The sequence below is a fragment of the Streptomyces sp. G45 genome (genome assembly GCF_049542095.1).
Taxonomy (GTDB): Bacteria; Actinomycetota; Actinomycetes; order Streptomycetales; family Streptomycetaceae; genus Streptomyces.
This window is the reverse complement of the sequence record NZ_JBMUZU010000001.1, coordinates 1,882,242-1,908,859: the sequence shown is the minus strand read 5'-3', so window position 1 is coordinate 1,908,859 and position 26,618 is coordinate 1,882,242. Positions and strand designations below refer to the sequence as shown.

Annotated in this window: 29 protein-coding genes and 2 pseudogenes; 20 read left to right on the top strand and 11 right to left on the bottom strand. The window is 75.1% G+C overall.

Going from position 1 to position 26,618, the window contains the following annotated elements; genetic code table 11:
- Positions 1–131: 131 nt before the first annotated feature.
- A complete protein-coding gene (locus tag ACOBQU_RS07630) occupies positions 132–737 on the bottom strand; it encodes a DUF2867 domain-containing protein (RefSeq protein ID WP_423625170.1) in 606 nt (201 codons plus the stop codon).
- Between the two features lie 303 nt (positions 738–1,040).
- Here ACOBQU_RS07630 and ACOBQU_RS07625 point away from each other — a divergent pair, with 303 nt between their 5' ends.
- The 3 genes from ACOBQU_RS07625 (at position 1,041) to ACOBQU_RS07615 (ending at position 2,721) form a co-directional block, all read left to right on the top strand.
- Complete coding sequence (locus ACOBQU_RS07625) at positions 1,041–1,598, top strand: TetR/AcrR family transcriptional regulator (protein WP_423625168.1); 558 nt, start codon at positions 1,041–1,043, stop codon at positions 1,596–1,598.
- Positions 1,599–1,858: 260 nt separating this feature from the next.
- The gene (locus ACOBQU_RS07620) at positions 1,859–2,110 is read left to right on the top strand and encodes a hypothetical protein (RefSeq protein ID WP_423625166.1); all 252 of its coding nucleotides are present in this window, start codon (positions 1,859–1,861) and stop codon (positions 2,108–2,110) included.
- A gap of 32 nt (positions 2,111–2,142) precedes the next feature.
- Positions 2,143–2,721 (top strand): GNAT family N-acetyltransferase, encoded by a 579-nt coding sequence (locus tag ACOBQU_RS07615; protein WP_423625165.1) that lies wholly within the window; start codon positions 2,143–2,145, stop codon positions 2,719–2,721.
- 770 nt (positions 2,722–3,491) lie between these two features.
- On the opposite strand, the gene ACOBQU_RS07610 is transcribed toward ACOBQU_RS07615, so the two are convergent.
- Entirely contained in the window at positions 3,492–3,842 is a 351-nt protein-coding gene (locus tag ACOBQU_RS07610) for a DUF6204 family protein (protein WP_423625163.1), read from the bottom strand.
- 137 nt (positions 3,843–3,979) lie between these two features.
- On the opposite strand from ACOBQU_RS07610, the gene ACOBQU_RS07605 reads away from it, so the two are divergent.
- Positions 3,980–4,876, top strand: coding sequence for an arginase family protein (locus ACOBQU_RS07605; RefSeq protein ID WP_423625161.1), 897 nt, complete (start codon positions 3,980–3,982; stop codon positions 4,874–4,876).
- Between the two features lie 198 nt (positions 4,877–5,074).
- A complete protein-coding gene (locus tag ACOBQU_RS07600) occupies positions 5,075–7,039 on the top strand; it encodes a DUF5107 domain-containing protein (protein ID WP_423625159.1) in 1,965 nt (654 codons plus the stop codon).
- 57 nt (positions 7,040–7,096) lie between these two features.
- Here the strand turns inward: ACOBQU_RS07600 and ACOBQU_RS07595 are convergent, their stop codons facing one another.
- Complete coding sequence (locus ACOBQU_RS07595) at positions 7,097–7,456, bottom strand: VOC family protein (RefSeq protein WP_423625157.1); 360 nt, start codon at positions 7,454–7,456, stop codon at positions 7,097–7,099.
- A gap of 186 nt (positions 7,457–7,642) precedes the next feature.
- Between ACOBQU_RS07595 and ACOBQU_RS07590 the strand changes: the two genes are divergently transcribed.
- Positions 7,643–8,467 (top strand): phage holin family protein, encoded by an 825-nt coding sequence (locus tag ACOBQU_RS07590; RefSeq protein WP_423625156.1) that lies wholly within the window; start codon positions 7,643–7,645, stop codon positions 8,465–8,467.
- Positions 8,468–8,497: 30 nt separating this feature from the next.
- A complete protein-coding gene (locus ACOBQU_RS07585; RefSeq protein ID WP_423625154.1) occupies positions 8,498–9,532 on the top strand; it encodes an SDR family oxidoreductase in 1,035 nt (344 codons plus the stop codon).
- Here ACOBQU_RS07585 and ACOBQU_RS07580 read toward each other — a convergent pair.
- The 6 genes from ACOBQU_RS07580 to ACOBQU_RS07555 all read right to left on the bottom strand — a co-directional run bounded on the left by ACOBQU_RS07580 (position 9,461) and on the right by ACOBQU_RS07555 (position 14,985).
- Positions 9,461–10,087, bottom strand: a complete 627-nt coding sequence (locus ACOBQU_RS07580; protein WP_423625152.1) for a hypothetical protein — start codon at positions 10,085–10,087, stop codon at positions 9,461–9,463. The two genes, ACOBQU_RS07585 and ACOBQU_RS07580, sit on opposite strands and share 72 nt — an antisense overlap.
- A gap of 54 nt (positions 10,088–10,141) precedes the next feature.
- The gene (locus tag ACOBQU_RS07575) at positions 10,142–11,239 is read right to left on the bottom strand and encodes an enolase C-terminal domain-like protein (protein WP_423625150.1); all 1,098 of its coding nucleotides are present in this window, start codon (positions 11,237–11,239) and stop codon (positions 10,142–10,144) included.
- The gene (locus ACOBQU_RS07570) at positions 11,236–12,921 is read right to left on the bottom strand and encodes a GMC family oxidoreductase (RefSeq protein ID WP_423625149.1); all 1,686 of its coding nucleotides are present in this window, start codon (positions 12,919–12,921) and stop codon (positions 11,236–11,238) included. Before ACOBQU_RS07570 ends, ACOBQU_RS07575 begins: the two co-directional genes overlap by 4 nt.
- Entirely contained in the window at positions 12,918–13,316 is a 399-nt protein-coding gene (locus ACOBQU_RS07565; protein ID WP_423634322.1) for a gluconate 2-dehydrogenase subunit 3 family protein, read from the bottom strand. The genes ACOBQU_RS07570 and ACOBQU_RS07565 overlap by 4 nt, the downstream gene beginning before the upstream one ends.
- 275 nt (positions 13,317–13,591) lie before the next feature.
- A complete protein-coding gene (locus tag ACOBQU_RS07560) occupies positions 13,592–14,023 on the bottom strand; it encodes a hypothetical protein (protein WP_423625147.1) in 432 nt (143 codons plus the stop codon).
- Positions 14,023–14,985 (bottom strand): TIGR03557 family F420-dependent LLM class oxidoreductase, encoded by a 963-nt coding sequence (locus ACOBQU_RS07555; RefSeq protein WP_423625145.1) that lies wholly within the window; start codon positions 14,983–14,985, stop codon positions 14,023–14,025. The genes ACOBQU_RS07560 and ACOBQU_RS07555 overlap by 1 nt, the downstream gene beginning before the upstream one ends.
- 320 nt (positions 14,986–15,305) lie before the next feature.
- Between ACOBQU_RS07555 and ACOBQU_RS07550 the strand changes: the two genes are divergently transcribed.
- The 13 genes and pseudogenes from ACOBQU_RS07550 (at position 15,306) to ACOBQU_RS07490 (ending at position 25,347) form a co-directional block, all read left to right on the top strand.
- Complete coding sequence (locus ACOBQU_RS07550; protein ID WP_423625143.1) at positions 15,306–16,868, top strand: NAD(P)/FAD-dependent oxidoreductase; 1,563 nt, start codon at positions 15,306–15,308, stop codon at positions 16,866–16,868.
- A 2-nt stretch (positions 16,869–16,870) separates the two neighbouring features.
- Positions 16,871–18,738, top strand: a pseudogene (locus ACOBQU_RS07545) (transketolase).
- A 95-nt stretch (positions 18,739–18,833) separates the two neighbouring features.
- Positions 18,834–19,769 (top strand): non-homologous end-joining DNA ligase, encoded by a 936-nt coding sequence (ligD, locus tag ACOBQU_RS07540; protein WP_423625141.1) that lies wholly within the window; start codon positions 18,834–18,836, stop codon positions 19,767–19,769.
- Between the two features lie 54 nt (positions 19,770–19,823).
- Entirely contained in the window at positions 19,824–20,174 is a 351-nt protein-coding gene (locus ACOBQU_RS07535; protein ID WP_423625140.1) for a gas vesicle protein, read from the top strand.
- A 113-nt stretch (positions 20,175–20,287) separates the two neighbouring features.
- Entirely contained in the window at positions 20,288–20,719 is a 432-nt protein-coding gene (locus ACOBQU_RS07530) for a gas vesicle structural protein GvpA (RefSeq protein ID WP_423625138.1), read from the top strand.
- Entirely contained in the window at positions 20,716–21,480 is a 765-nt protein-coding gene (locus ACOBQU_RS07525) for a GvpL/GvpF family gas vesicle protein (RefSeq protein WP_423625136.1), read from the top strand. Before ACOBQU_RS07530 ends, ACOBQU_RS07525 begins: the two co-directional genes overlap by 4 nt.
- Positions 21,481–21,498: 18 nt before the next feature.
- On the top strand, positions 21,499–21,756 hold the full coding sequence (locus ACOBQU_RS07520) for a gas vesicle protein GvpG (RefSeq protein ID WP_423625134.1): 258 nt from the start codon (positions 21,499–21,501) through the stop codon (positions 21,754–21,756).
- Positions 21,753–22,382, top strand: coding sequence for a DNA primase (locus ACOBQU_RS07515; RefSeq protein ID WP_423625133.1), 630 nt, complete (start codon positions 21,753–21,755; stop codon positions 22,380–22,382). The genes ACOBQU_RS07520 and ACOBQU_RS07515 overlap by 4 nt, the downstream gene beginning before the upstream one ends.
- A complete protein-coding gene (locus ACOBQU_RS07510) occupies positions 22,372–23,517 on the top strand; it encodes an SRPBCC family protein (protein ID WP_423625131.1) in 1,146 nt (381 codons plus the stop codon). The genes ACOBQU_RS07515 and ACOBQU_RS07510 overlap by 11 nt, the downstream gene beginning before the upstream one ends.
- Positions 23,514–23,876 carry a gas vesicle protein gene (locus ACOBQU_RS07505; protein WP_423625129.1) on the top strand — a complete coding sequence of 121 codons (363 nt, stop codon included), beginning with the start codon at positions 23,514–23,516 and terminating at the stop codon, positions 23,874–23,876. Before ACOBQU_RS07510 ends, ACOBQU_RS07505 begins: the two co-directional genes overlap by 4 nt.
- Positions 23,866–24,789 carry a GvpL/GvpF family gas vesicle protein gene (locus ACOBQU_RS07500; RefSeq protein WP_423625128.1) on the top strand — a complete coding sequence of 308 codons (924 nt, stop codon included), beginning with the start codon at positions 23,866–23,868 and terminating at the stop codon, positions 24,787–24,789. Before ACOBQU_RS07505 ends, ACOBQU_RS07500 begins: the two co-directional genes overlap by 11 nt.
- Positions 24,786–24,956: pseudogene (locus ACOBQU_RS07495) on the top strand (gas vesicle protein); the annotation flags it as partial. The gene ACOBQU_RS07500 and the pseudogene ACOBQU_RS07495, both read left to right, overlap by 4 nt.
- Positions 24,957–25,071: 115 nt before the next feature.
- Complete coding sequence (locus tag ACOBQU_RS07490; protein ID WP_423625126.1) at positions 25,072–25,347, top strand: gas vesicle protein K; 276 nt, start codon at positions 25,072–25,074, stop codon at positions 25,345–25,347.
- 6 nt (positions 25,348–25,353) lie between these two features.
- Here the strand turns inward: ACOBQU_RS07490 and ACOBQU_RS07485 are convergent, their stop codons facing one another.
- Together ACOBQU_RS07485 and ACOBQU_RS07480 are read right to left on the bottom strand one after the other, a co-directional pair.
- Positions 25,354–25,530: a hydrophobic protein gene (locus ACOBQU_RS07485; RefSeq protein ID WP_423625124.1), complete on the bottom strand. Its 177-nt coding sequence runs from the start codon at positions 25,528–25,530 to the stop codon at positions 25,354–25,356.
- 133 nt (positions 25,531–25,663) lie between these two features.
- Complete coding sequence (locus tag ACOBQU_RS07480) at positions 25,664–26,548, bottom strand: class I SAM-dependent methyltransferase (RefSeq protein WP_423625122.1); 885 nt, start codon at positions 26,546–26,548, stop codon at positions 25,664–25,666.
- Between the last annotated feature and the right edge of the window lie 70 nt (positions 26,549–26,618).

Below are 26,618 nucleotides of genomic sequence, written 5' to 3'. Positions count from 1 at the left end.
GCGGTCCTTGCGGGGGCTTGCGCGGAGGTGGCCATTGCGGCACCCCTGGCGGTCGGAGCCTTCGCGGTCGCAGCCCCGGCGATCGGCACCGCAGGCGGCCCGAGCCCCGGCGGCCAGCGCCCCGCCCCGGTTCAGCCCGTCGCCCGCGCCGCAGCGCCCGCCCGCCACTCGCGGCCGATCTGGCGCAGCAGGGCGGGGTAGACGCCGAGGTAGCGGAAGGGCTTGATGCCCAGCATGTAGAGGGAGCCGAGGCGGCCGTTGGGCTTGACCAGGACAGTCAGCACGCCGTGGTAGCCGCCGTCGGCGTCCGGCACCCAGCCAATGTGCATGGCCATGTGCACCGTGCGGTTGGCGCTCTCCGCGAGCCATTCGTCGTGCGTCTGGTAGACGGAGGTGAAGGGCACGGCCCGCAGGTCGGGGCCGCGGGTGCCGTCGCGGAGGTCTTCGGGAAGCCGGTCGCGCAGGGTGCGCACGCGGGTTCCGATGCCCGCCGAGGGGCGGTCCCAGCCGAGCAGCGCCCCGAGCCGCCAGCGCACTTTGAACAGCAGGCGCGGCACGGCACCCTCGATGGGCGCGCCCTCCTCCGGGGCGTCGCTGGCGAACTGGTGCACCAGGTGCGTGAGGTCGTCGGGGCCGCCCGGGGTCGGCAGGGCCCACACGTCCTCGGCGCGGAAGTCGCTGGCGAACTCGTGGCTGCGCCAGGGGCGGGAGGTGTACGCGGTGCGGGGAAGTCGCATGAGGTGCCCTCTCTCCATCCGGTCCGTACCGGTGCCGTCGGATCCGCACCCGCCCCGCCCCGTCCCGTGGCTGCGGCGCACGCGTCAGCGGCGTCACGCGCGGGCGGAACTTGGACGGACGCCAGCTCGGGCGGGGCTCGGACGGACGCCAGCTCGGGCGGACGGAACTCGGGCGGACGGAACTCGGGCGGACGGAACTCGGGCGGCTAGGATCTATACGCTGCCGTATAAAGCAAGGTAGCAGGGTCTATACGACGCCGTATAGATCGGTTGGGGCGGCCAGGACGTGAGAGGGGACACAGCATGGGCGCGATCCGCACGCCGCGCGGGACGTGGATCGAGGAGGGGCTGCGGGCCCTGGCCGCCGGGGGCCCGGAGGCGGTCCGGATCGAGCCGCTCGCGCAGGCGCTCGGCGTCAGCAAGGGCGGCTTCTACGGCTACTTCCGCAACCGGGACGCGCTGCTCGCGGAGATGCTCGACACGTGGGAGCACGAGGTGGCGGAGGCGGTGATCGAGGAGGTGGAGCGCGACGGGGGCGACGCCAGGACCCGCCTGGAGCGGCTGTTCGCCTTGGCCGAGGCGAGCGACGGGGTGCCGAGGGGCGTGGCGGTCGAACTCGCGGTCCGGGACTGGGCGCGGCGCGACGAGGGCGTGGCGCGGCGCCTGAAGCGGGTCGACAACCGGCGCATGGAGTACCTGCGTTCGCTGTACGGAGCCTTCTGCGCCGACGAGGACGACGTCGAGGCGCGCTGCGTCATCACGTTCTCGCTGCGGATCAGCGAACACCTCATCGCCGCCGATCACGGGGGCCGCAGCCGGGCGGAGGTGCTGGCGCTGACGGCGAAGTGGTTGTTGCGGTAGGTGGGGGGCTCCGGGGTGGGCGTCGGCGTCCGGTGGGGCGCGAGGGCCGGGGGTGGGCCAGGCGGGGCGACCGCTAGGCGGGGTGACCGCCAGGTGGGGTGACCGCCAGGCGGGGCGACCGTCGGGCGGGGCGACCGTCGGGCGAGGCCGGGCCCGGTAGCCGTCCAGGACCCGGCCGCCAGTTCCTCGGTCACCCGTATGGCTCAGCGTCGCCCCGCTCCCACCGCGCGGGTGCCCGTGGTGCCGCCCATGCTGAAGCCATGAGCCCCAACACTTCCAAGGGCGGCTCCAAGAGCCCCTCCAAAGGCGGCCTGGGCGACCTGATGACGCCCGGCAGGGTGACCGTCGCCGTGCTTGCCCTGCTCACCCTGATCTTCATCTTCGAGAACACCCGCAACACCAAGATCCGGCTGCTGATCCCCGAAGTGTCCATGCCGCTGTGGATGGCGCTGCTCGGAACGGGCCTGATCGGCGCGCTGTGCGGGGCGTACTTCATGGGGCGGCGCCGCTGAGGCGCGCGGCCGGGCCCCGGTAGCGTGGGCGGATGCCCGACCCGACCATCGCCCCGGCCCGCGCCGACGGCCCCGGCTACCTCGCCACCGGCCCCCGCGTGGGCATACGCCCCTTCACCCGCGCCGACGGCGCCGAGTTCACGGCCCGCGCCCGGCAGAGCCAGGAGTTGCACCGGCCCTGGTTGTTCCCACCGAAGACGCCGGAGGCCTACGCGGCGTACGCGGACACGCTCATCGGCGACCCGGCCAAGGCCGGGTTCCTGGTGTGCGAGCGGGGCTCCGGCGCCATCGCCGGGTTCATCAACATCAACAACATCGTCGAGGGCGGCTTCCGCAGCGGCGCGCTCGGCTACGGGGCGTTCGCGCACGCCGCGGGCCGCGGCCTGATGCGGGAGGCGCTGGGCCTGGTCGTGGCGTACGCGTTCGGCGAACTGCGGCTGCACCGCCTGGAGATCAACGTGCAGCCGGGCAACGCCGCGTCGATCGCGCTCGCCCGGAGCGCGGGCTTCCGGCTCGAGGGCTTCTCGCCGGACTTCCTGTTTGTCGACGGGGCGTGGCGCGATCACCAGCGGTGGGCGCTTACGGTCGAGATGACGTCCCCGCCGCAGTGACGTCGCCGCCGAGGTGACGTCGCCGCCGAGGTGACGTGGTCCGGGGGCGTAGGGGGGGATAGGGGGGCGTCACGGCTGTGACGGTCTCGCCAGCGAGACGGGCTCTCGCGGACGGGGTGGGCTCTCGCGGACTAGGCGGGGGCTTGCGGACGGGGTGGGCTCTCGCGGGCGAGACAGGTTCTCACTGAGGAGGCGGGCTCTAACCGCCGTGATGGCCCCTCGCCGATGTGACAGGCTCTCACCGGCGTGACGACACCTCACCGATGCGTGGCTTCTCGGCTACGAGACGGACCCTTAGCTATGGCATCGGCTCTCGCCAGTGTGATGGCTCCTCAGCGACGTGACAGCCTCTCACCAGCGTGATGGCACCTCACCGACGGGCAGCCTCTCGGCAACGTCATGGGCTCCCACCGACGTAATGGCTTCTCGACGGCGTGAGAGCCTCTCACTGACATGACGACGCCTCACCGGCGGATGGCCCCTCAACTGGGTGGCGGCCCTTCAACTGAGTGAGAGCCTCTCAACTGAGTGACGGGCCCTCAACTGCTTGAGGGGTCCTCAGCAACGCGATGGCCTCTCACCGCCAAGAAGACCTCTCCCCAACGCGGCGCCCTCTCCCCAACGCGATGCCCTCTACTTAACGCAACGACCTCCCCACCGTCGAGATGACCTCTCCCCGACAAGACAATCCGCCCCCGGCAAGGCACCCCGCCTCCCGGCAAGGCACCCCGCCTCTCGGCAAGGCACCCCGCCCCCGGCAAGACACCCCCTCACCGACGAGACGCCCTCCCCGCCTTCCGGTTGACCTTCATCGTGTCCAGGTCGGTGGGGAACGACCGCAGGTCGCGGAAGCCGCAGCCGCGGTCCGCGAGCAGCCGCTCGGCCTTCTCCTCCGCGAGCGCGCCCGCCATCTCCGGGCCGTCCTCGGCGTCGGAGATGACCTCGAACCGGTACGAGAAGTGCTTCAGCGGCACGTCGTACGCGAGTGAGCCCTCCGGTGTGAACCGCATCGCCGCCAGGCCGTGTTCGGTGGCCTCGGCGGTGAGGCGGGCGTGGGCCTCGTCGGTCAGCCCGTCCCAGGTGCCGCGGACGATGACCCGGTAGGTGTGCTGGGTTCCCATGTTCCTCGCTGCCCCTCGCCGTCTCGCGCTGCCCCTCGCCGTCTCGCGCTGTCTCGCGCCGTCTCGCGCTGTCTCCTGTGTCTCACCTGCGTGGAGACCATTGAAGGCGTCAGCGTACGTCGCGGAGGATGGCGCGCATGCGGAATATCGTGGTGATCGACGCCCCCTCCAACCTGGGTCTGCGCCCGCCCGCGCCCGGCACCGTGCCGGGCTGCTACAAACTCGCGGGGGCGCTGCGCGACCGCGGCATCCTGCGCCGCCTGAACGCAGCGGAGGGCGGCGTCGTCGTCCCGCCGCGCTACGACCGCGGCGACTGGCAGGAGGGCGACGGCGTCTTCAACGCGGCGGCCATAGCGGCGTACACGCCCAAGCTCGCCGACCGCGTCGAGCGGTATGTGCGCGCCGGTGACCTGCCCGTCGTGCTCGGCGGCGACTGCTCCATCCAGCTCGGTGCCGCCCTCGCGCTGCGCCGCGTCGGCCGCTTCGGGCTCGCCGCGATCGACGCCTCCGCCGACTTCCGCCACCCCGGCAACTCCGACCGCGTCGGCGCCGCGGGCGGCGAGGAGTTGGCCCTCGCCACCGGGCGCGGCCAGGCGGACCTCACGAACCTCGAAGGGCTCGGGCCCTATCTGCGCGACGAGGACGTGCGCCTGTTCGGGATGCGGGACGGTGACGAGGACCGCGAGGAGTTGGCGGGCCTGAAGATCCCCACCGTCACCGTCGGCGAGCTGCGCCAGTGGGGCGCCGACGACGTGGCCCGCTCCGGCCTCGCCAGCCTGGAGCACACCGCCCTGGACGGCTTCTGGGTGCACCTGGACGCCGATGTGCTCGACCCGGGCGTGATGCCCGCCGTCGACGCCCCCGACCCCGACGGCCTGCACCCGGATGAACTGCTCGCGCTGCTGCGCCCGTTGGTGCGCTCACCGCGCTGTGTCGGGATCAACGTGACGATCTACGACCCCGACCTGGACCCCGACGGCACGGCGGGCGACGTGCTCACCGACACCGTGGTCGCCGCCTTCACCGGCCCCTGACGCACGGCCGCCTTCACCGGCCCCTGACGCACGGGCGTCTTCACCGGCCCCTGACGCCCCCTCACGGATCCCGGCCCGCACGGGCCCTGTTCGGGGCCGCGACAAGGGTGTTCCATGGTCGTCGGGGCCGCCGGAGGCCACCGGGGCCGCCGGGGGCTTCGGGACGCGCCGCGTACCGGCGGCATCAGGGAGGGCACCTTGGCGACGACCGTACGACGTGACGCGATCACCCTGCCCGCGGCCGAGTTGGGCCCCGACAACCCACTGCCGCCGCTGCGCCCGCGGCGCAGACCGCACACGGTCGACGAGCGGATCAGGGACGGCCTGCCGCGCGACATGGCGCGGCAGCTCGCCTACGCGCCGCTGACCTCCGTGCTGCCCGCGCCCCTCCGCGACGGCTACGGCCGGGCCCGGACACCGGTGTCCCTCGACGCGATCGTCATCGAGAACGAGCGGCTGCGCGCCACCGTCCTGCCGGGGCTCGGCGGCCGCGTGCACTCGCTGCTGCACAAGCCGACGGGCCGCGAACTGCTCTACCGGAACCCGGTGTTCCAGCCCGCGGACTTCGCACTGAACGGCGCCTGGTTCTCCGGGGGCATCGAGTGGAACGTCGGCGCCACCGGCCACACCACGCTGGCCTGCGCGCCGCTGCACGCCGCGCTGCTGACCGCGCCCGACGGCGGCCCCATGGTGCGCCTGTGGGAGTGGGAGCGGCTGCGGGACGTGCCCTTCCAGGTGGACCTGTGGCTGCCGGGCGACTCCGACTTCCTGTACGTGGGCGCGCGCGTCCGCAACCCGCACGAGCGGCCGGTGCCCGTCTACTGGTGGTCGAACACGGCGGTGCCCGAGGAGCGCAGGGTCATCGCACCCGCCGACGAGGCCTGGGGGTACGACTACGCGCGCGCCCTCACGCGCGTGCCGGTGCCCGAACACGACGGCGTGGACCGCTCCTACCCGGCGCGCGGGGCGCACGCGGCGGACTGCTTCTACGACGTGCCGAACGGCGCCCGCCGCTGGATCGCCGCTCTGGACGCCGACGGGTACGGCCTCGTCCAGACCTCCACGGACACTCTGCGCGGCCGCAAGCTCTTCGCGTGGGGCTCGGGCCCCGGCGGGCGCCGCTGGCAGCGGTGGCTGACCGAGCCCGGCACCGGCGGCTACGCCGAGATCCAGGCGGGCCTCGCCCGCACCCAGCTGGAGCACGTGCGCCTGGACGCGGAGAGCGAGGTCGCCTGGCTGGAGGCGTACGGCCCGCTGTCCGCGCCCGCCCAGCAGGTGCACGGCGCCGACTGGGCGGCGGCGCGCGCCGCGGTGGAGACGGCGCTCGCGGCGGCGCTGCCCGCCGCCGAGGTCCGTGCGCGCTACGACAGCTGGCGGGCGTACGCGGACGCGGATCCGGAGGAGACGCTGGCGACCGGTTCCGGCTGGGGCGCCCTTGAGGTGCTGCGCGCCCAGTACAAGCTGCCGGGCACGCCCTTCACGGAGGAGGCGCTCGGGCCGGAGCAGGAGCCGTGGCTCGCCCTGCTGCGGACCGGGGCCGTGCCGGAGCCGCGCCGGGTGGGGCCGCCCGGGCCGACCCTGGTCGCCCCGCACTGGCGGGACATGCTGGAGACCGCGCCCGCCCGGCCGCACACCGAGTACCACCTCGGGGTCGCCCAGTGGCACGCCGGGGACCGCGCGCAGGCCGTGCGGAGCTGGGAGCGGGGCCTGGAACTCGCCCCGTCCCGCTGGGCGCTGCTGCGCTGCCTCGCCGTCGCCGACCAGGAGTCCGGATACGACGAGCGCGCCGCGGACCGCTACGCGGAGGCCTTCGACGACCTGTGCGCGGAGCGCCGCGACGACGGCGCCGTGTGGACGGCCGTGACGGCGGCGCTCGGCCGTGAGGCCCTGGAGGCGCTGCTCGCGGTGGCGCGGCCCCGGGACGCGCGCGCCGTCTGGGACCGGCTGCACCCCCGCACGCGCGCCACCGGCCGCTTCCGCCTCCTAGAGGCGCGGCTGCTCCTCGCGGAGGGCGACCGGACCGCCGCGCGGGCCGTCTTCGACGAGGGCTTCGAGGTGGCGGACCTGCGGGAGGGCGACGAGTCCCTGACGGAGGCGTGGGCGGCGGTCACCGGGGGCGCGGAGCCGCTGCCACGGGCGTACGACTTCCGGATGCGGCCCTAGCGAGACCTGCGGCCCCGCAGGCGTGCGGCCCGCAGGCGTGCGCCCCCCCGGGAGGGGCTAGTGGGCCGCCGTCGCGTTGCGGTCGACGTACTCCAGGATCGTGCCGTCCGGGTGCATCGCGATCAGGTTGCGGCCCGCGGGGGTCGGGACCGGGCCCGCGACGATGTGCGCGCCCGCCGCCGTGAGCGTGGCGTGCGCCTCGTCGACGTCCTTGACGGCGATGGTCGCGGTGACCTTGCGCAGCACGTCCAGCTCCTGCTCGGGGCCGCTCATCAACAGAAAGCACCCGACCGAGGCGACGGAGACACCGCCCCGCTCGAAGCGCATCGCCGTGCTGCCCGTGAGCTGCTCGTAGAAGGCGACGGACGCCTCCAGATCCCTGACGCAGACACGCAGCACCGTTCCCAGGATTTCCATATGAGCGAGCCTAGTTGGCCGGGGCGGGGCAGGAGATCCTTTCGGCCGACCTCAGCGAGCGCCGACCGGCACCCGGCGCGGCCCGCACCGCCGTGACCCGCACCGCAGTGACCCGCGCCGCCGTGGCCATCGGGTGCCCCGGGGCGGGCGCCGTTACGCGCCGGGAGCCGGGGGTACCCGGGCGCCATGACTACATCAGACAGCTACAGCTCGGGCAACAGGGACAACAGGGGCGCGATGGACCCGGCGGGCCACGCGTCGAGCGCGACGTCCGGCAGGGCGCCGGGAGCGCCCGGCACCGCCGCGCCGGTCCCCGACAGCGGCCTGGGCACCGCTCTCGCCCAGGTCGTCCAGGACGCGGTGCGCGCCTCGATCCGGGAGACGCTGCGCACCGAACTGCGCGCGGAGTTCGACGAGATGGCGCGCAAGCAGCGCCGCAGGGCCTCGCTGTACGCGGCGTCCGGCGTCGTCGGCCTGTACGCGGGCGCGGCGGCGGCGCTCACCCTGGGGATCGTCCTCGCCCTGGGCCTGCCCGACTGGGCCGCCGCCCTGATCGTCACCGTGCTGCTCGCCGGTGCCGCCGTGCTGCTGCGCAACGCCGCCCGGCCCACCGCGCGGAGCGGAGCGGCCCCGCAGGCCAGGCCCGACCCGCACCCCGACCCCCAGGCGACGCCCCCGGACCCAGCCCCGTACGCGGCGGCCGCGCGTCCCGACCCGCACGCGGCGGCCCCCCGCCCCGACCCGCACGTACCGGCGCCCCGCGACCCCGCGGCGGCCCAGGACCCGCTGATGCCGCCGCGCCGCGACCCCGCGGCACCCGCGCCGGACGGTCGGCAGACGGGCGGTCGGCGGACGGACCCGACCCCCGACCCGGCGGCCCCGGCGCCTCCCCGCCCCGAGGACCCGCCGCGGGAGGCCGCCCGCCCGGCCGCCCGCCCCACGGCCCCGCCTCCCGGCACCGCCGACTTCCCCTCGGTGCCGCCCGGTGGTGCCGGTCGGCGGGCGCGGTGAGCCGTGCGACGCCATCGGACGACCGTCGTCGTGACCGGCGCGAGCGGCGGCGTGGGCCGGGCCGTGGCGAGGGAGTTCGCCGCCCGCGGCTACCGGGTCGCGCTGCTCGCCCGCGGTGAGGCGGGCCTCGCGGCGGCCGTCGAGGACGTGCGGCGGGCGGGCGGCGAACCGCTCGCCGTCGCCGTCGACGTGGCGGACGCGCAGGCCGTCGAGGACGCGGCGCAGGCGGTGGAGGACGGTCTCGGGCCGATCGACATCTGGGTCAACGCCGCCTTCGCCGGGGTGTTCGCCCCGTTCACGGAGGTCTCCGCCGACGAGTTCCGGCGCGTCACCGACGTCACCTACCTGGGCACGGTGTTCGGCACGGCGGCGGCGCTGCGGCGGATGCTGCCGCGCGGGCGCGGCACGATCGTGCAGACCGGCTCGGCGCTCGCCTACCGCGGCATCCCGCTCCAGTCCGCGTACTGCGGCGCGAAGCACGCGATCCAGGGCTTCAACGAGTCCCTGCGGTGCGAGCTGCTGCGCTCCGGGACGCGCGTGCGGACGACGATGGTGCAGCTGCCCGGGCTCAACACGCCCCAGTTCGACTGGGTCCTCAACCGCATGCCGGGGCGGCCCCGCCCGGTCGCGCCGCTCTACCAGCCCGAGGTCGCCGCCCGCGCCATCGTCCACGCCGCCCGCCACCCCCGGCGCCGCGAGTACTGGGTGGGCGGCACCACCGCGGCCACGCTGCTCGCCAACGCCGTGGCCCCCGGAGCGCTCGACCGCTACCTCGCCCGCACCGGGTACGACGCCCAGCAGACGCCCCCCGACGACACCGGCGCGAACGGCTCCGCCGACGCCGACCACGGCACCGGCAACCTGTGGGTGCCGCGCGACGGCGCGCGGGGCCGGGACCACGGCGCGCGCGGCCGGTTCGACGCGGAGGCGCGGCCCGGCAGCGCCCAGGAGTGGTTCTCGCGCAACCGCAACCGGGTCGGCGCGCTCGCCGCGTCAACGGCGGTCGTCGGCCTGGTGCTCGGCCGGGGCCGCCGGGGGCCGCGCCGCCCACCCCGTCACCCGTAGCACCGCCGCGGCCACCTCGCTCACCGTGCGGCCGTCCGTCGGCACCCGGTGGGTGTCCGCGGGCACGCGCGTGTCCAGGTGCCGCGCCATGAACGCGCTGCGGCGCAGCTGCGCGTCCAGCTCCGAGCCCCGCTCACGGCCCGCCAGGCGCCGCTGGACCGCGGCGTCCGACGCGGTGAGCAGCACGCGGACGAGCCGGGCGGGGCCCAGGGCCTCGGTGAAGATCCAGCCCTCGCTGTCCAGGACGCTCGCGGTGTTCGTGTAGACCAGGCGACGGCAGCCGAGGTCCGCGTAGTTGGCCCACAGCGCGGCCAGGTTGCGGCAGGTGAGCCGGGAGCGGTCCGGGTCGCCCGGCGGCGCCGGGTGCACGGCGTCCAGGACGTCGCCCTCGATCAGGGCGTGCCCGACGTCCGCCGCCCGCAACAGGGCCGCGACCTCCCAGCCCACCGACGACTTTCCGACGCCCGACCGGCCGCCGATGAGCAGGACGTCGGGTGCGTCGGGTAGGGCGGGTACTTCCGAAGCGGGGCCCGATGGCCGCGTTGCCGAGTGCATGCCCGTGATCGTGACAAGGCGGGCCGCACGCGCGCCACCGGATTCGGCCGGGCCTCACGCCACCCGGTACTCCTCCACGTCCAGGGTCCGCAGCGTGAGCCCGTGCCCGGCCCCGCCGTCCGGCCGCACCTCGCCCCCGGTCGGGTCGAGCGCCCCGTCGAAGAACATCGACTCGATCCGCACGTGGTCGTGGAACCACTCGACGTGCCGCAGGTTCGGCACGCACGCCGCGGCCGCCGCGTGCGCGTGCGGCGCGCCGTGCGCGGACACCTCAAGGCCGTGCGCCTGGGCGAGCGCCGCCGCGCGCAGCCACTCGGTGAGGCCGCCGCAGCGGGTGGCGTCGACCTGGACGCAGTCGACGGCGCGCACCAGGCGCGCGAAGTACGGCAGGTCGTAGCCGTACTCGCCCGCCGTGACGTCGCAGACGAGCGCGTCCCGCACCAGCGCCAGGCCCGTCAGGTCGTCGGACGACACCGGCTCCTCGAACCAGCCCACGCCGTACTCGGCGAACGCCCGGCCTACCCGCACCGCCTGCTTGCGCGTGTAGCCGCCGTTGGCGTCGACGTACAGCTCGGCCTGGCCGCCGATGACCTGGCGTGCCGTCCGCACCCGGGCCAGGTCGCGGGCGGCGGCCCGGCCCCAGCTCTCCCCGACCTTGATCTTGACGCGGGGGATGCGCTGCCCGTGCACCCAGCCGTTGAGCTGCGCCGCCAGGTGCGTGTCGTGGTACGTGGTGAAGCCGCCGCTGCCGTACACGGGCACCGCGTCGCGGGCCGTGCCGAGCAGCCGTGCCAGGGGCAGCCCGAGCAGCCGGGCCTTGAGGTCCCACAGGGCGATGTCGACGGCGGAGACCGCGCACGCGGCGAGGCCCGGGCGGCCCGCGTTGCGCACGGCCTTGACCATCGCGTCGTGCGCCGCGGGCACGTCCAGGGCGTCGCGGCCCGCGAGCACCGGCGTCAGCTGCTCGCGCACCACCTCGACCGCGGCGGCGGGCGCGTACGTCCAGCCGGTGCCGGTGGCGTCGGCCGCGGTGACTTCCACGAGGCACAGGGTGGTGGTGTCCCAGGCGAACGTGCCGTCCGCCTCCGGCGCGTCGGCGGGCACCGTGTACGCGGACACGGCCGGTGCCGTCAGGAGCGGCCCGTCCCTCATCGCCGGGCCTCCCCGACGGCCGGGGCCCTGACGCCCGCCCGCGCGCCCCGCGCGAGCAGCGCGGCCGTGCGGTCCGCGAGGGCCATGATGGTCAGTGCCGGGTTGGCGGCGCCCTGCGTCGGCAGCACGCTGCCGTCGGTGACCAGCAGGTTGGGCACCGCGAACGTGCGGCACGCGGCGTCCACGACGGCGTGCCGCGGGTCGGTGCCCATGCGGCAGCCGCCCACCAGGTGCGCGTACCGCTCCACCGTGATCAGCTCCCGTGCCCCGGCGGCCCGCAGGACGTCCTCCATGACCGTCTGGGCCGCCGCCATCTGGGCTTCGTCGTTGGCGCAGCGGCCGTGGGTGAAGCGGGCCACGGGCAGGCCGTGCCGGTCGGTGACGGACGGCTCCACGGTGACGCGGTTGCGGGCCTGCGGCAGGAACTCGCACAGCGCGCCGAGGACGCCCCAGTGGACGTACTCCCGCATGCGGGACCGCAGTTCGGACCCCCAGTACCCGGCGGCCGTCAGGTGCTCGGCCCACACGATCGGCAGCGGCGACACCGTCTGCACGGCGAACCCGCGCCGGTAGGGGCGGGCCGGGTCGGTCTCGTAGAACTCCTCCGTGGACACCTCCGGCGGCGGCGCCTTGTACATGCGGATCTCGTCGTCGAAGCGGCCCGCGGTCTGCGGCGCGCCCTGCACCATCACATACCGTCCCACCTGGTCGTACTCGCCGCACAGACCGGAGTTGAGGAGCAGCCGCGGCGTCTCGATGGCGTAGCCCGCGAGCGCCACGTGCCGGGCCCGCTGGAAGCGCTCGCGGCCACCGCGGAAGTAGCGCACGCCGGTGGCGTACCGGCCGTCGGTCTCCACGTACGCCGCCATGGCGTCGGCGCGGATCTCCGCGCCGTGCGCGAGCGCGTCCGGCACGTGCGTGATCAGCGGGGACGCCTTCGCGTTGACCTTGCAGCCCTGGAGGCAGAAGCCGCGGTAGACGCAGTGCGGGCGGTTGCCGAAGCGGCCGTTGGTGATCGCGACCGGGCCGATCCGCGCCTCGATGCCGAGGGCGGCGCAGCCCTCCAGCATCATCTGCCCGTTGCCGCCGAGCGGGTGCGGGGGGTGCGGGTAGGGGTGCGGGTCGCCCCACGGCCAGAACTGGCCCGCGACGGGCAGCTCCCGCTCCATGCGCACGTAGTACGGCTTGAGGTCGGCGTACGAGATCGGCCAGTCGGCGCCGACGCCGTCCGTGGAGCGGGTGCGGAAGTCGGAGGGGTGCAGGCGCGGCGCGTACCCGGCGAAGTGGTTCATCGAACCGCCCACGCCCCGGCCGGAGTTGTTGGCGCCGAGCGGCACGGGGTGGTCGCCGTCGACCAGGCGCGGCTCGTTCCAGTACAGGCCGTGCGCGCCCGCCTCGTCGCTCACCCAGTCCCGCTCCACGTCCCAGAACGGGCCCGCCTCCAGGCACACCACGCGCCAGCCCGCCCGTGCCATGCGCTGGGTGAGGACGGCGCCGCCCGCGCCGCAGCCCACGACGACCAGGTCGACCTCGTCGCCGTCGTCGAAGTGCCGCATCCGGGCGAGCAGTCCGGGGTCGAAGCGCCGGTCGCCGTGCGGCAGCAGCCAGGCGGAGGCGTTGCGGGCGCGCACGTCCGACTGGGGCCGCAGGGTCTCGCGCAGGGTCTGCCAGGCGCCGCTCATCGCGGTGGCTCCTCCTCCCAGGGCTCGCGCAGGCCGCGGCCGAGGCGCACATAGCCGCGCGGGTAGGCCGGTCCGCCGAAGCCGGTCTCCGCCCAGGTCGCCGGGTGCGCCCAGAAGGCGGCGCAGGCGTAGCGCGTCCACAGGGTCCACACGCGCGCGGCGGGCATGCCGTGCCAGTCGCGGGGCCCGAGGTGGCGTACGTGGGTGAGCAGGCGGTGCCGGTCGCCGTGACCGAGCGCGGCGAAGCCCCGGCCGTCGTGGCGGGCCCGCGCGTCCGCGTCGAGCGCGGCCAGCGAGCGGCGCCAGGCGTCGCCGTCGTCGGGCAGGTCCGCGTAGCGCCAGCCGTCGCCGTCGTGGCGGGCGAGGCGGGCGTCGATGTCGGCGAGGACCGGGATCGGGTCCGGGTACCGGTCGGGGTCGGGGTCCCGGTCGGGGTCCTGCTCGGGGCCGGGGGCCCGGGGTCCTCCCAGCGGGCCAGCAGGTGGTCGAGGAGGGGCTCGGCGACGGCCTGCTCGGCGGGTGTGAAGAACGCCAGCGGCGGGCGCGGGCCGAGCCGGGCGAGCACCACGGCCGCCGTGACCCGGTCCCAGGCACCGGCCTGGCTCAGCGGCGGCCGGGCGTGGGCGGCCCCGCCGGGCCCCCGCGCCCTCGCCCCCCTTCGGCGCACCGCTCAGCGCTCCCGGCGCAGCGCCGACGCCAGCAGGCCCATGCCGCCGACCATGCTCATCAGGAGCGGCGCGAACAGGGGCGGCCCGAACTCGACGTTGTAGCGGGCCATGCGCCAGCCGCCGGGGCGCTGCGCGATGCCCCGCACATGCAGATAGGCGCCCTGCACGCCGTTGGCGGTGAGCGCGAGCGACGCCAGCGGCAGCAGGGTGCGCGCCGCGCGCTCGTCGGCGTACGCGGCCACGCCCGCCGCCACGCCGACCGGGCCGAGCGCCACCGGCCACCACATCACGCGGTTGCCGAACGCCGCCCGGTCGTGCTCCAGGTAGATCTCCGCCGCCGTGACCGCCGAGCCCGCCGCCGTCAGCAGGGAGAGCGAGCGCTGGAGGCGGCCGTGACGCACGTCGTGGACGGGGTGGCGGACCGGCGTGCGCATCAGGCGTCGCCCCGCAGCCGGGGCAGCACCTTCGTGCGGTAGAAGTCGAAGAAGCCCCGCTGGTCGGGGCCGATCTGGCCGACGTACACATGGTCGAACCCGGCGTCCGCGAACGCCCTGAGCGCCGCCACGTGCTCGTCGGGGTCGTCGCCGCAGGGGAAGGAGGACGCGGCGGCCTCGTCGGTGATCAGCGGCGACAGCTGCTCGAAGTGGCGCGGCGACGGCAGGATCTGGCCCATCTCGCCGGGCAGCAGCTGGTTGCCCCACAGCTTGTTGGCGCGGCGCGCCGCCGCGTCGCGGTCCTGGTCGTAGGCCACCTTCAGGCCGCCGCTGACCGGCTTGCCGCCCCCGCCGCCCTTGCGGTAGCGCTCCACCAGGGACTGGTCGGGCGACATCGTGATGAAGCCGTCGCCGACGCGGGCCGCGAGGGCCGTCGCCTTCGGGCCGAAGCCGGAGATGTCCACCGGCACCGGCTCGTCCGGCACGGTGTACAGGCGGGCGTTCTCCACCGTGTAGTGCGTGCCGCGGTGGTTGACCTCTTCGCCGGTGAACAGGTTCCGCATCACCTGGACGGCCTCTTCCAGCATCTCCAGGCGGACGTGCGCGGGCGGCCAGGGGCCGCCGACGATGTGCTCGTTCAGGGCCTCGCCGCTGCCGACGCCGAGCCGGAACCGGCCGCCCGTCATCACCGCGGTGGTCGCGGCGGCCTGTGCGATGACCGCCGGGTGCGTGCGCACGGTCGGGCAGGTCACGGCGGTGCCGAGCGGCAGCGACACCGCCTCGGCGAGGGCGCCGAGCACGGACCAGACGAACGGGGACTGGCCCTGCGCCGCGTTCCACGGGTGGTAGTGATCGGAGATCCACAGCTCCTCGAACCCGGCCTGCTCGGCCATGCGGGCCTGTTCGAGCAGCTCGGCGGGTGCGAACTCCTCGGTCGCGAGAAAGTATCCGTACGCGGGCATGGGCGTGCCTTTCGCTGCCGTCGGTGCCGGTGGCTCCCGGCTCCTGGCCCCCGGTGGGTCGGTGCCGTGGGCCCCCGGTCCTCCGTCCTCGGTGGTACGCACCGGGTATCCCGGGCGCGGGCCGCCAAACGGACGGGCGTTTCGCACCGCCGGTCACGGGCACGCGGGAGGTCCGTGCCGGACTGTGCCCGCGCCCGTGCCGGACCGTGCCCGTGCCGGAGCGCACCCGGCCCGGCGCCGGACCGCGCCCGGGAGGCGGAGCAGCCGCGCACGCCCGAGCGCCGGGGAAGCCGGACCACGCCTGAGGACCGGAGGAGATCGTGAGCCGCCCAAGGAACCGACCGGACACCCACCAGGAGACCCGCCCGGACACCGGCGTCGACGCCCGCCCGGACGGTCGGCACGACGGCCGACCAGGCACCCCACCGGGCGCCCAGCTGGACACCGGCCCCGACACGGGCCCCAGCACCGGCCCCGACACCGGACCGGGCGCCCGGCCCGGCCGCCGCCCCCACGTGGTGATCGTCGGCGCAGGATTCGCCGGGTTCCAGACCGCCCGCACCCTGTCGAGGCTGACCCGGCACCGCGCCGACATCACCCTGCTCAACCCCACCGACTACTTCCTGTACCTGCCGCTGCTGCCGCAGGTCGCCGCGGGCGTCCTCGAACCCCGCCGGGTCACCGTCTCGCTCGCGGGCGCGCTGCGGCACGTGCGCCTGGTGCTCGGCGAGGCCGACGGCGTCGACCTGGAGGGCCGCACCGTGCGCTACCACGGCCCCGAGGGCGAGCGCGGAGAGCTGCGCTACGACCGCCTCGTGCTGTGCGTCGGCAGCGTCAACAAGCTCCTGCCCGTGCCCGGCGTCGCCGAGCACGCGCACGGCTTCCGCGGCATCCCGGAGGCCCTGTACCTGCGCGACCACATCACCCGGCAGATAGAACTCGCCGCCGCCGCGCCCGACCCGGCGACCTGCCGGGCCCGCTGCACGTTCGTGGTCGTCGGCGCCGGGTACACCGGCGTCGAACTCGCCGCGCACGGGCAGCTCTTCACCTCGTCCCTGGTGCGCCGCCAGCCGCTGCGCGCGGGCATCGAACCCCGCTGGCTGCTCCTGGACATCGCGCCCCGCGTCCTTCCCGAACTCGACCGGCGCCTGTCGTCCACCGCCGAGCGCGTCCTGCGCCAGCGCGGCGTGGAGGTGCGCACCGGCACGTCCGTGAAGGAGGCCACGCACGACGGCGTCCTCCTCGACGACGGCGACACCGTCGCCACCCGCACCCTCGTGTGGTGCGTGGGCGTACGGCCCGACCCGCTCGTCGAGAACGTCGGGCGGCCCCTGGAGCGCGGCCGCCTGGTCGTCGACCCCTTCCTCAACGTGCCAGGACACCCGGAGGTGTTCGCCTGCGGCGACGCCGCCGCCGTGCCCGACCTCGGCCAGCCCGGCACGTACACCGCGATGACCGCCCAGCACGCCTGGCGGCAGGGCAAGATCGCGGGCCAGAACGTCGCCGCCTCCCTCGGCGTCGGCAAGCGGCGCACCTACCGCCACCGCGACCTCGGCTTCACCGTCGACCTGGGCGGCGTCCAGGCCGCCGCCAACCCCCTGGGCGTCCCGCTGTCGGGGCCGCTCGCCGGGGCCGTCACCCGCGGCTACCACCTGGCCGCCATGCCCGGCAACCGCGTCCGGGTCGCCGCCGACTGGCTGCTCGACGCCGTCCTGCCGCGCCAGGGCGTCCAGCTGGGCCTCGTGCGGTCCTGGTCGGTGCCGCTCGACACGGCCTCACCGGAGCTGGCCCGCGTCCCGGGGGCACCGCACGAGCCGTCCGGCGACACCACCGCCCCCGCCGACCGCCCCGACAAGACCCCCGAGCCGAAGGAGGAGGACTGACCATGGCGGACGCGACCAACCCCGGCCAGGGCCGGGACCAACTCGCCGAACTGGCCGCCCAGTTGCGCGTGGACTCCGTGCGCGCCGCGGACGCCGCCGGATCCGGGCACCCCACCTCGTCCCTGTCCGCGGCCGACCTGATGGCGGTGCTCCTGGCCCGCCACCTCCAGTACGACTTCACCCGCCCCGAGCACCCCGGCAACGACCGGTTCATCCTCTCCAAGGGGCACGCCTCGCCGCTGCTGTACTCCGCGTACAAGGCCGCGGGCGCCATCGACGACGACGAGCTGCTCACCTTCCGGGCGCGCGGCAGCCGCCTCGAAGGGCATCCCACGCCGCGCCGCCTGCCCTGGGTGGAGGTCGCCACCGGGTCGCTCGGGCAGGGCCTGGCCGTCGGCGTCGGCATGGCGCTGTCCGGGAAGCGGCTCGACCGGATCCCGTACCGCGTGTGGGTGCTGTGCGGCGACAGCGAACTCGCCGAGGGCTCCGTGTGGGAGGCCGCGGAGCACGCCGCGTACGAGCACCTGGACAACCTCACCGCGCTCGTCGACGTCAACCGGCTCGGCCAGCGCGGGCCCACCCGGCACGGCTGGGACCTGGACGCCTACGCGCGCCGCTTCGCCGCCTTCGGCTGGCACGTCGTCGAGGTCGACGGGCACGACACCGAGGAGATCGACCGGGCCCTGCACGAGGCCCGCTCCACCGCGGGCCAGCCCACCGCGGTCCTCGCCCGCACCGTCAAGGGCAAGGGCGTGAGCGCCGCGGAGGACCGCGAGGGCCTGCACGGCAAGCCCATCGCCGACGCGGACGCGGCCATCCGCGAACTCGGCGGCGTACGCCACACCCACGTCAACGTGCAGGCGCCCCGGCGGCCCGCGTCCTGCGCGCCACCCGCAGCGGCCACCTCGACCTGCCGCGCTACGAACCCGGCAGCGAGGTCGCCACCCGCGACGCCTACGGGCAGGCCCTCGCCGCGCTCGGCGCCGCCCGCGGCGACGTGGTGGCCCTGGACGGCGAGGTCAGCGACTCCACGCGCGCCGAGTACTTCGCGAAGGACCACCCCGAGCGGTTCTTCGAGTGCTACATCGCCGAGCAGCAGCTCGTCGCGGCGGCCGTCGGCCTCGCGCGGCGCGGCTGGGTGCCGTACGCCTCCACGTTCGCGGCGTTCCTCACCCGTGCCCACGACTTCGTGCGCATGGCGGCCATCGGGGGCGCGGGCGTGAACCTCGTCGGCTCCCACGCGGGCGTCGCCATCGGCCGGGACGGGCCCTCCCAGATGGGCCTGGAGGACCTGGCCCTGTTCCGGTCCGTGCACGACGCGACCGTCCTCTACCCGTGCGACGCCCCCCAGACGGCGCGCCTGGTGGCGGCCATGGCCGACCTCGACGGGGTGCGCTACCTACGCACCTCGCGCGGCGCCACGCCCGTCCTGTACGGGCCCGACGAGGAGTTCCCCGTCGGCGGGTCCAAGGTGCTGCGCTCGTCCGACGGGGACCGGGTCACGCTGGTCGCGGCGGGCGTGACGGTGCACGAGGCGCTGGCCGCCGCGGAGACCCTCGACCGGGCGGGCATCCAGGTGGGCGTCGTCGACCTGTACTCCGTCAAGCCCGTCGACCGCGACACGCTGCGCGCCTGCGCGCGGCGCACCGGGTGCCTGGTGACCGTCGAGGACCACCGGCCCGAGGGCGGGCTCGGGGACGCCGTCCTGGACGCCTTCACCGACGGCGAGCCGGTGCCGCGCCTCGTGCGGCTCGCCGTGAACGGGATGCCGGGTTCCGCGGGGGAGGGGGAGCAGCTGCGGGCCGCCGGGATCGACGCGGAGTCCATCGCGGCGGCGGTGCGCCTCCTGGTCGAACACGTCGTCCGCTAGCCGTCCCGCCCCCGCCCGCCCGCCTTCGGCCGCCCGGGGCCGCGGCCCCCTGGTCCGGGGCGGGGCGGGTCGGGGGCGTACCGCGAGGAGGAACCGTGACCCGCGCCCACACCGTCCGCGCAGGCCACCACACGGTGACCCTGCACCGCCCCGACAAGCCGTTCTTCCCGCCCTCCGGCCACGTCGCCGCGTACAGCAAGGGCGACCTCTTCGACTACTACCGGGCCGTCGCCCCCGCCATGCTGCCCCACCTCAGGGGCCGCCCCCTGATGCTGGAGCGGCATCCGGACGGGGTGCGCGGCCCGCGGTTCATGCAGAAGGACACCCCCGACCACTACCCGGAGTGGATCACCCGGGCGACGGTGCCCAAGGAGGGCGGCACCGTCACGCACACCGTGTGCGACACCACGGCGACGCTGCTCTACCTCGCCGACCAGGCCTGCGTGACCCCGCACCGCTGGCTGTCCCGCGTGGGCCGCCTGGAGAGCCCCGACCGGATGGTGTTCGACCTGGACCCAGCGGGCGAGGGCGCGCCGCCCGAGGTGTTCGGCCCCGTGCGCACGGCGGCCCGGCTGCTGGGCGCCCTGCTCGACGAGGTGGGCCTGCCGTCCGCCCTGATGACCACCGGCTCGCGCGGCCTCCATGTGATCGTGCCGCTCGACGGCCGCCACCACGTCGACGACGTACGGGAGTTCGCCAAGGACCTCACCGCGCACCTCGCCGCCGCGCACCCGGACCTGCTCACCACCGCCGTCCGCAAGAAGGACCGCGGCGACCGCCTCTACCTCGACGTCCAGCGCAACGCGTACGCGCAGACCGCCGTCGCCCCCTACGCCGTGCGCGCCAAGCCGGGAGCGCCCGTCGCCGTGCCGCTGGCCTGGGGGCAGTTGGACGACCCGGGCACCCACGCCGCCCGCTGGACCATCGCCGACGCCCTCGACCAGGCCCGCGCCGACCCGTGGCGGGGCGCGTTCCGCTCGCCCCGCGCGCTCGGCCCCGCGCGGCGGAGGCTGCGCGCCCTGGCCGGGTGACGGGGGCGGAGGTTTGGCCGACCTGCTCGGGGTGACCCGGAGCAGGAGGTGGCCATGACTGATACGTCTCGCACATCCCGTACGTCCCGTACGTCGAGTGACAGCGACGGGAAGGCCGCGCGGCAGTCGGAGCCGGGGCCCGTGGAGGTCCTGGGACGCGCCCGCGCCCAGCTCGCGGAGCTGACCGGACTCACCGCCGAGTCGGTGTCGTCCTTCGAACGCGTCGACGAGGGCTGGGAGTTGGAGGTCGAGGTACTGGAACTCGCCCGCGTGCCCGACACGATGAGCCTGCTCGCGACCTACGCCGTGAGCCTGGACCCGCAGGGCGGACTCACCGCCTACCGGCGGGTGCGCCGCTACGAACGCGGCCGGGCCGACCCGTCGCCCCGCGCGGGCGGCGGCTGAACGGCCCCCGCGGCCCCGGCGGGGCCCACGGACCACCCGGAACGACCCCACCCGGAAAGACCACTGACAGCACCACCCCGAAGACAACCCCGAGTCAAGGAGGACCGGTCGGTATGACCGTTGTCCCGGCACAGCAGAGCGGCGGCGCGGGCGGCACCAGCGGCCTGTACGACGTCGTCGAACTCATCCTCGACCGCGGGCTCGTGATCGACGCGTTCGTGCGCGTCTCGCTCGTCGGCATCGAGATCCTCAAGGTCGACGTGCGCGTCGTGGTGGCGAGCGTCGACACCTATCTGCGCTTCGCCGAGGCCTGCAACCGCCTCGACCTGGAGGCGGGCCCGCACAAGAGCCCCGGCCTGCCCGACATGGTCGGCGAGATCACCGAGTCCGGCGCGCGCGGCAAGTCCAAGGGCGCCCTGTCCGGCGCCGCGCAGACCGTGTCGGACGCCTTCCGCCAGGCCCGCGAGGAGGGCCGCGACGAGGAGGAGTCCCGGCCCCGCGCCCGCCGCACCACGTCCCGCAGCCGGAAGGAGGAGAAGGAGTGACCACCTACATCTACGGCATCGCCGACACCGCGCACCCCGCGCTGCCGGACGGCATGGGCGGCATCGGCGACCCCCAGCGCCCGGTGCGGGTGCTGCGGCACGGCGGCCTCGCCGCGCTCGTCAGCGACAGCCCCGACGACCTGCGCCCCAAGCGCCGCGACCTGCTCGCGCACCAGAGCGTCCTGGACGAGGCGGGCGCGGGCGGCCCCGTCCTGCCGATGCGCTTCGGCAGCCTCGCCCACGACGACCAGGCCGTCCTCGACGTCCTGGACGAGCTGGCGGACCACTACCAGGAGCGGCTGCGCGCCCTCGAAGGGCGCGCCGAGTACAACGTGAAGGCCGCCCACGACGAGCAGGCCGTGCTGCACAAGGTGCTCTCCGAGAACGCCGAGCTGCGCGCGGTCGCCGAGGCCAACCGGGCCGCTGGCGGGGGTACGTACGAGCAGAAGCTGCGGCTCGGCGAGCAGCTCACCGAGGCGGTGCGCGCCCGGGAGGCCGTCGACGCCGCCGCCGTGCGCGAGGCGCTCGAACCGTGCGCCGACGCCGCCAGCACGGGCCCCGAGGGCACCGGCTGGCTGGCCAACGTCTCGTTCCTGGTGCGCCGCGACACCGCCGACTCCTTCGTCGCCGCCGTCGAGAAGCTCCGCAAGGAGCAGCCGCACCTGGACGTGCGCGTGCACGGCCCGCTGCCGCCGTACAGCTTCGTCGACCCGGGCCCGGCACAGCCCGCCGGGGCCAGCGACGTGGCGGCCGCCCGGTGAGGGCGGTGAGGCCCGCCCATGGGACTCGTCGGTGAACTGCTCGCGCTTCCGTTCGCCCCTGCCCGGGGCACCCTGTGGGTGCTCCGGCAGGTGGCCGCGGAGGCGGAGCGGCAGTACTACGACCCCTCGGTCATTCGTCAGGAACTCGCCCAGCTCACCGAGCGGTTGGAGGCGGGCGAGATCGACGAGGACACCTTCGACCGCCGCGAGGACGAGCTGCTCGCCCGGCTCGGCCACGGCGGCGGACCGCACCAGGACAGGACACCCACACGATGAATCGCACGGCACTCGGCCTCGCGGTGGGCGCGGGGTACGTTCTCGGCCGCACCAAGAAGGCGAAGCTCGCCTTGGCCGTCGGCACGCTGGTGGCGGGGAAGAAGCTCCAGCTGAACCCCGCGGCCCTGGCGCAGGCGGTGACCCGGCAGATCCAGGACAACCCGCAGTTCAAGGAGATCGGCGACCAGCTCAGGCAGGACCTGAAGGGCGTCGGCAAGGCAGCCACCGGCACGCTGCTCGACCGCCCCATCGGCTCCCTGGCCGACCGGCTGCACGACCGCACCCTTGACGTCCGGGACCGCATCGAGGGCGTGGTGCCCGGCACCGGATCCGACGGATCTGACGACGGGCCTGACGACGGGTCGGACGACGGGCCCGAGGACGCCGGTGAACGCGACGAGCCCGCCGCTGAGCGCGCGTCCGGCAAGGCCCGCGGGACGGCGAAGCGCGCCGCGAAGACCGCCAAGAGCCGGTCCACCGGCTCCCGCGAGCCACGGCAGACCTCCGCCCGGCAGCAGCAGAAGCAGCAGAAGCCGAAGAAGGCGACGGCCGCGAAGAAGACCACGGCCGGTGCGCGGCGGTCCCGCAAGACGGCGGGCGCGAAGGGCGGCGGCGATGACGACTGACACCCGTGACGACACCCGAAGCGGCGGCGGTGCGCTGAGCGCCGTCGCCCACAGCCCGGCCGCGGACCGCCTCAAGGACGAGGCGCGCGCCTACCTCATGGCGCAGGCCGAACGCGCCCTGATCGGCGTGGGCCGCAAGCTCGGCGAGACCACCACGAAGCTGACCGACGTCGCCGAGGGCCGCAGCCCCGGCTTCCGCGCGCTCGCCCTCGAAGGCGGCCGCAAGCTCGCCGCGGGCAAGGGCCCGCTGCGCAGTGCCGTGGAGGTCGGCGGCGCCCGTCTGAAGGACTCCGTGAAGGAGGCGCTGAGCGGCGCGCTCCGCAAGGGCGGCAAGGGCGGCAAGGGCGGCAGCGGAGGACGGCCGACCGTCATCCTCGAGTACGTCGACGTCGGCGTGCCGGTGTCGGACGCGTACGACCAGTGGACGCGGTTCGAGGACTTCGCCAACTTCACCAAGGGCGTCCAGAGCGCCGACACGGTGAGCGACACCGAGTCCGACTGGCGGGTCAAGGTCTTCTGGTCCAGCCGCAGTTGGCGGGCCCGCATCACCGACCAGGTCCGCGACGAGCGCATCGCCTGGACGTCGGAGGGCGCCAAGGGCACCACCCGGGGCGCGGTCACCTTCCACCCGCTCGCCGACCGGCTCACCCGCGTCGTCCTGGTCATCGAGTACTACCCGCAGGGCCTGTTCGAGAAGACCGGCAACCTCTGGCGCGCCCAGGGCCGCCGCGCCCGCCTCGACCTCAAGCACTACGCCCGCCACCTCGCGCTGCGCCCGCCGGAGGACGAGGAGGCCGAGCACGAGGACGCCGAACACGAGGACGTCGAGCACGAGGACGCCGGGCGCGAGGGGGCCGCGGACGAGCCCGACGAGGACGCGTACGAAGACGAGGCCCGGTACGAGGACGACGAACCGGACGCCGACGACGAGCGGGACGCGGAGGACGCGTACGCCGAGGACGAGCCGGACGCCGAGGACACGTACGCCGAGGACGCTGAGGACGCCGAGGACGACGCATACGAAGGAAGCGAAGACGACGAGGAAGGCGAAGAGGTCGGAGAGGTCGACGAGGGTGAGGAGGGCGACGTGGACGAGGACGCCTACGCCCCCTCCGGTGGCCGGAGCCGCCGATGACCTCCGCGAGCCGCCTGCCCGACCCGTACTCCTCCCAGGGCGGCGGGACCAACCTCGCCGACGTCCTCGAACGCGTCCTGGACAAGGGCGTCGTCATCGCCGGGGACATCCGCATCAACCTCCTCGACATCGAGCTGCTGACGGTCAAGCTGCGGCTCGTCGTCGCCTCCGTGGAGCGCGCGAAGGAGATGGGGATCGACTGGTGGGAGGACGACCCGGCCCTGTCGAGCAACGCCCGGCGCAGTGAACTGGCCCGGGAGAACGCCGAGTTGAGACAGCGCTTGGAACGCCTTGAGCTGGCGCGCGGCGAGGGCGCGCCGACGTCCGGCGGGGAAGGTGCGCACGACCGTGACCAATGACACCGAGGACACCGAAGACACCGAGGACACCGAGGACGTGGACCTCCGCTACGTCTACGCCGTGTGCCGCCCCCCGCTGGCGGCACCGCTGCAGGCCGACCTCACCGGAGTCGCGGGAGCCCCGCCCCGGCAGCTCGCCCACAACGGCCTGGTGGCCGTCGTCGGGACGGTGCCGGGGCGGGACTTCGCGCGGGAGCCGCTCAGCGCCCATCTGGAGGACCTCGACTGGCTGGCGGAGACGGCCCGCGCGCACCAGAACGTCGTCGCCGCGCTCACCACCGTCACCTGCCCGCTGCCGCTGCGGCTCGGGACGGTCTTCCGGGACGACAGCGGCGTACGCACCATGCTGGAGCGGGAGGCCGTGAAGCTCGCCCGGATCCTGGACCGGATCGACGGGCACGTGGAGTGGGGCGTGAAGGTGTGGCTCGGCGACAGCGGCACCGACGTCAGGGAGGTCGCCGACGGCCTCGCCGCGTCCGGTGCGGCGCCGTCGCAGCCGCCCTCGGACGCCGAGGGGGCGGGGCGCGCCTATCTGCGGCGCCGCTGCTCGCAGCGGACGGCGCGGGAGGACGCGCTGGCGCAGGCCGAGGAGTTTGCGCGGCGGCTGCACGGCGATCTGACGGTGTACGCCGCCGACGCCCGGCTCCACCCCGTGCAGAGCAGCGCGCTCACCCGGCCGCACTGGGGGCGGAACATCCTCAACGCCGCCTATCTGGTGCGGCGGGCGCAGGCGGAGGAGTTCCTGGACCTGGTGGGGCGCACGCAGGGCGACCTGCCGGGCCTGCGCGTGGAGGTGACCGGCCCCTGGGCGGCGTACTCCTTCACCGACGACGACCCGGGCGGCGACCCCGGCGGCGACCCCGATGTCGTCCTCGGCGACGTCCCGAACGGCGCTCCGGGCGGCCGGGTGTGAACCCCGCCACGCGGGAGGTCGCGCTCGTCGACCTGCTCGACCGGCTGCTCGCGGGCGGCGTCGTGATCGCCGGTGACCTCACCCTGCGCATCGCGGACGTGGATCTCGTGCGCATCGACCTGAAGGCGCTGATCAGCGCGGTGAACGCGCAGGTGCCATCGCCCTGGCCCATGGCGCCCGAGGGCCCCGGAACGCCCGGGCCCGGAACGCCCGAGGGGCCCGAGGAGCCCAAGGGACTCAAGGGATCCAAGGGATCCGAGGGAACGGAAGGACGGGAGCAGGATGCCCGCTGAGCTGGATCTCGACCCCGACACCGTGGAGCGCGACCTGGTCGCGCTCGTGCTGACCGTCGTGGAGCTGCTGCGGCAGCTCATGGAGCGGCAGGCGCTCAGGCGCTTCGAGACGGGGGAGCTGACCGAGGATCAGGAGGAGAGGATCGGGCGGACGCTGATGCTCCTGGAGGACCGCATGACGCGGCTGCGGGAGCGGTACGGGCTGCGGCCCGAGGACCTGAATCTGGACCTCGGGCCGCTGGGTCCGCTGCTTCCCAGGGAATGACCGCCGCTACCACCGGTACCAGCGGGGCCGCGCGCCACCGGCGCTCGGGCCCGCGCCCCGCAGCAGGAAGCCGAGGAGCCAGACGATCAGCACCGCGATGGCGATCCACCACAGGACCTTCACCGCGAAGCCGAAACCGGCGAGCAGCAGGATGAGCAGCAGGACGACAAGAAGGGGAACCATAGTGTGTACCTCCTGCACTCCGGGTGTCCCCAACGCGGCGTTCTACGCCGCCCCCTTTGGTCCCGACCTGCGCCGCGACCACCCGGCGCCGGGTTCGCGCCCCGGACGTGCCGCCCTCGCCGCCCTCGTCCCGCTACGCGGGCGTCCGGCACAGCACCTCTCCGTGCAGCACCGCGAACCAGCCGTCGTCGGCGCGGCCCCACTCCCGCCACGCCTCGGCGACGTCCCGCAGCCGCTCCGCGTCCGCGTGCCCGCCGTCGCGCGCCATGTCGGCGTACGTGGACGACACCGTGCGGTCCGCCCACAGGCCGCTCCACCAGGCGCGCTCCTCGGGCGTGCTGTAGCACCAGGCGGACGCGGTGGCGGTGATGTCGGTGAATCCGGCCCGCAGGGCCCAGGACCTGAGCAGCCGCCCGGCGTCCGGCTCGCCGCCGCCCGCGCGGGCCACCCGCCGGTAGAGGGCGAGCCAGTCGTCCATGCCGGGGGAGGCGGGGTGCCAGGTCATGGCCGCGTAGTCGCTGTCGCGGGCGGCGACCAGGCCGCCCGGCGCGCAGACCCGGCGCATCTCGCGCAGCGCGGCCACCGGGTCGCTCACGTGCTGGAGCACCTGGTGGGCGTGGACGACGTCGAAGGCGCCGTCCGGGTAGGGGAGCGCGAACACGTCGGCGACGGCGAACTCCACGTTGCCCAGGCCGCGTTCGGCGGCCGTGGCGCGCGCCTGCGCCAGGACGCCGGGGGCCCGGTCCACGCCGGTGACGTGCCCGCCCGGGACGAGGGCCGCCAGGTCGGCGGTGATGGTGCCGGGCCCGCAGCCGACGTCGAGGACCCGCATGTCCGGCCGGAGCGAACCGAGCAGGTACGCGGCGGAGTTGGCGGCGGTGCGCCAGGAGTGGGAGCGCAGCACGGACTCGTGGTGGCCGTGCGTGTAGACGGCGGTGTCGGCCTGGGGACGCGCGGTCGCGGTGGTCGCGGTCGTCGTGGCGGTCTCAGTCGTGGCGGTCTCAGAGGTGTCGGGCATGGTCGGACCGTACGCCCCTCGCCTGAATAATGAGACCCGCGTATCGGGATATGAGATACGCGGGTCGGGT

What these genes read in the sequence shown, in the direction of transcription:
- ACOBQU_RS07630 (WP_423625170.1), bottom strand. Translation starts at nt 737, where the DNA reads ATGCGACTTCCCCGCACCGCGTACACCTCCCGCCCCTGGCGCAGCCAC.
- ACOBQU_RS07625 (WP_423625168.1), top strand. Translation starts at nt 1,041, where the DNA reads ATGGGCGCGATCCGCACGCCGCGCGGGACGTGGATCGAGGAGGGGCTG.
- ACOBQU_RS07620 (WP_423625166.1), top strand. Translation starts at nt 1,859, where the DNA reads ATGAGCCCCAACACTTCCAAGGGCGGCTCCAAGAGCCCCTCCAAAGGC.
- ACOBQU_RS07615 (WP_423625165.1), top strand. Translation starts at nt 2,143, where the DNA reads ATGCCCGACCCGACCATCGCCCCGGCCCGCGCCGACGGCCCCGGCTAC.
- ACOBQU_RS07610 (WP_423625163.1), bottom strand. Translation starts at nt 3,842, where the DNA reads ATGGGAACCCAGCACACCTACCGGGTCATCGTCCGCGGCACCTGGGAC.
- ACOBQU_RS07605 (WP_423625161.1), top strand. Translation starts at nt 3,980, where the DNA reads ATGCGGAATATCGTGGTGATCGACGCCCCCTCCAACCTGGGTCTGCGC.
- ACOBQU_RS07595 (WP_423625157.1), bottom strand. Translation starts at nt 7,456, where the DNA reads ATGGAAATCCTGGGAACGGTGCTGCGTGTCTGCGTCAGGGATCTGGAG.
- ACOBQU_RS07590 (WP_423625156.1), top strand. Translation starts at nt 7,643, where the DNA reads ATGACTACATCAGACAGCTACAGCTCGGGCAACAGGGACAACAGGGGC.
- ACOBQU_RS07580 (WP_423625152.1), bottom strand. Translation starts at nt 10,087, where the DNA reads ATGCACTCGGCAACGCGGCCATCGGGCCCCGCTTCGGAAGTACCCGCC.
- ACOBQU_RS07575 (WP_423625150.1), bottom strand. Translation starts at nt 11,239, where the DNA reads ATGAGGGACGGGCCGCTCCTGACGGCACCGGCCGTGTCCGCGTACACG.
- ACOBQU_RS07570 (WP_423625149.1), bottom strand. Translation starts at nt 12,921, where the DNA reads ATGAGCGGCGCCTGGCAGACCCTGCGCGAGACCCTGCGGCCCCAGTCG.
- ACOBQU_RS07560 (WP_423625147.1), bottom strand. Translation starts at nt 14,023, where the DNA reads ATGCGCACGCCGGTCCGCCACCCCGTCCACGACGTGCGTCACGGCCGC.
- ACOBQU_RS07555 (WP_423625145.1), bottom strand. Translation starts at nt 14,985, where the DNA reads ATGCCCGCGTACGGATACTTTCTCGCGACCGAGGAGTTCGCACCCGCC.
- ACOBQU_RS07535 (WP_423625140.1), top strand. Translation starts at nt 19,824, where the DNA reads ATGACTGATACGTCTCGCACATCCCGTACGTCCCGTACGTCGAGTGAC.
- ACOBQU_RS07530 (WP_423625138.1), top strand. Translation starts at nt 20,288, where the DNA reads ATGACCGTTGTCCCGGCACAGCAGAGCGGCGGCGCGGGCGGCACCAGC.
- ACOBQU_RS07520 (WP_423625134.1), top strand. Translation starts at nt 21,499, where the DNA reads ATGGGACTCGTCGGTGAACTGCTCGCGCTTCCGTTCGCCCCTGCCCGG.
- ACOBQU_RS07515 (WP_423625133.1), top strand. Translation starts at nt 21,753, where the DNA reads ATGAATCGCACGGCACTCGGCCTCGCGGTGGGCGCGGGGTACGTTCTC.
- ACOBQU_RS07510 (WP_423625131.1), top strand. Translation starts at nt 22,372, where the DNA reads ATGACGACTGACACCCGTGACGACACCCGAAGCGGCGGCGGTGCGCTG.
- ACOBQU_RS07505 (WP_423625129.1), top strand. Translation starts at nt 23,514, where the DNA reads ATGACCTCCGCGAGCCGCCTGCCCGACCCGTACTCCTCCCAGGGCGGC.
- ACOBQU_RS07490 (WP_423625126.1), top strand. Translation starts at nt 25,072, where the DNA reads ATGCCCGCTGAGCTGGATCTCGACCCCGACACCGTGGAGCGCGACCTG.
- ACOBQU_RS07485 (WP_423625124.1), bottom strand. Translation starts at nt 25,530, where the DNA reads ATGGTTCCCCTTCTTGTCGTCCTGCTGCTCATCCTGCTGCTCGCCGGT.
- ACOBQU_RS07480 (WP_423625122.1), bottom strand. Translation starts at nt 26,548, where the DNA reads ATGCCCGACACCTCTGAGACCGCCACGACTGAGACCGCCACGACGACC.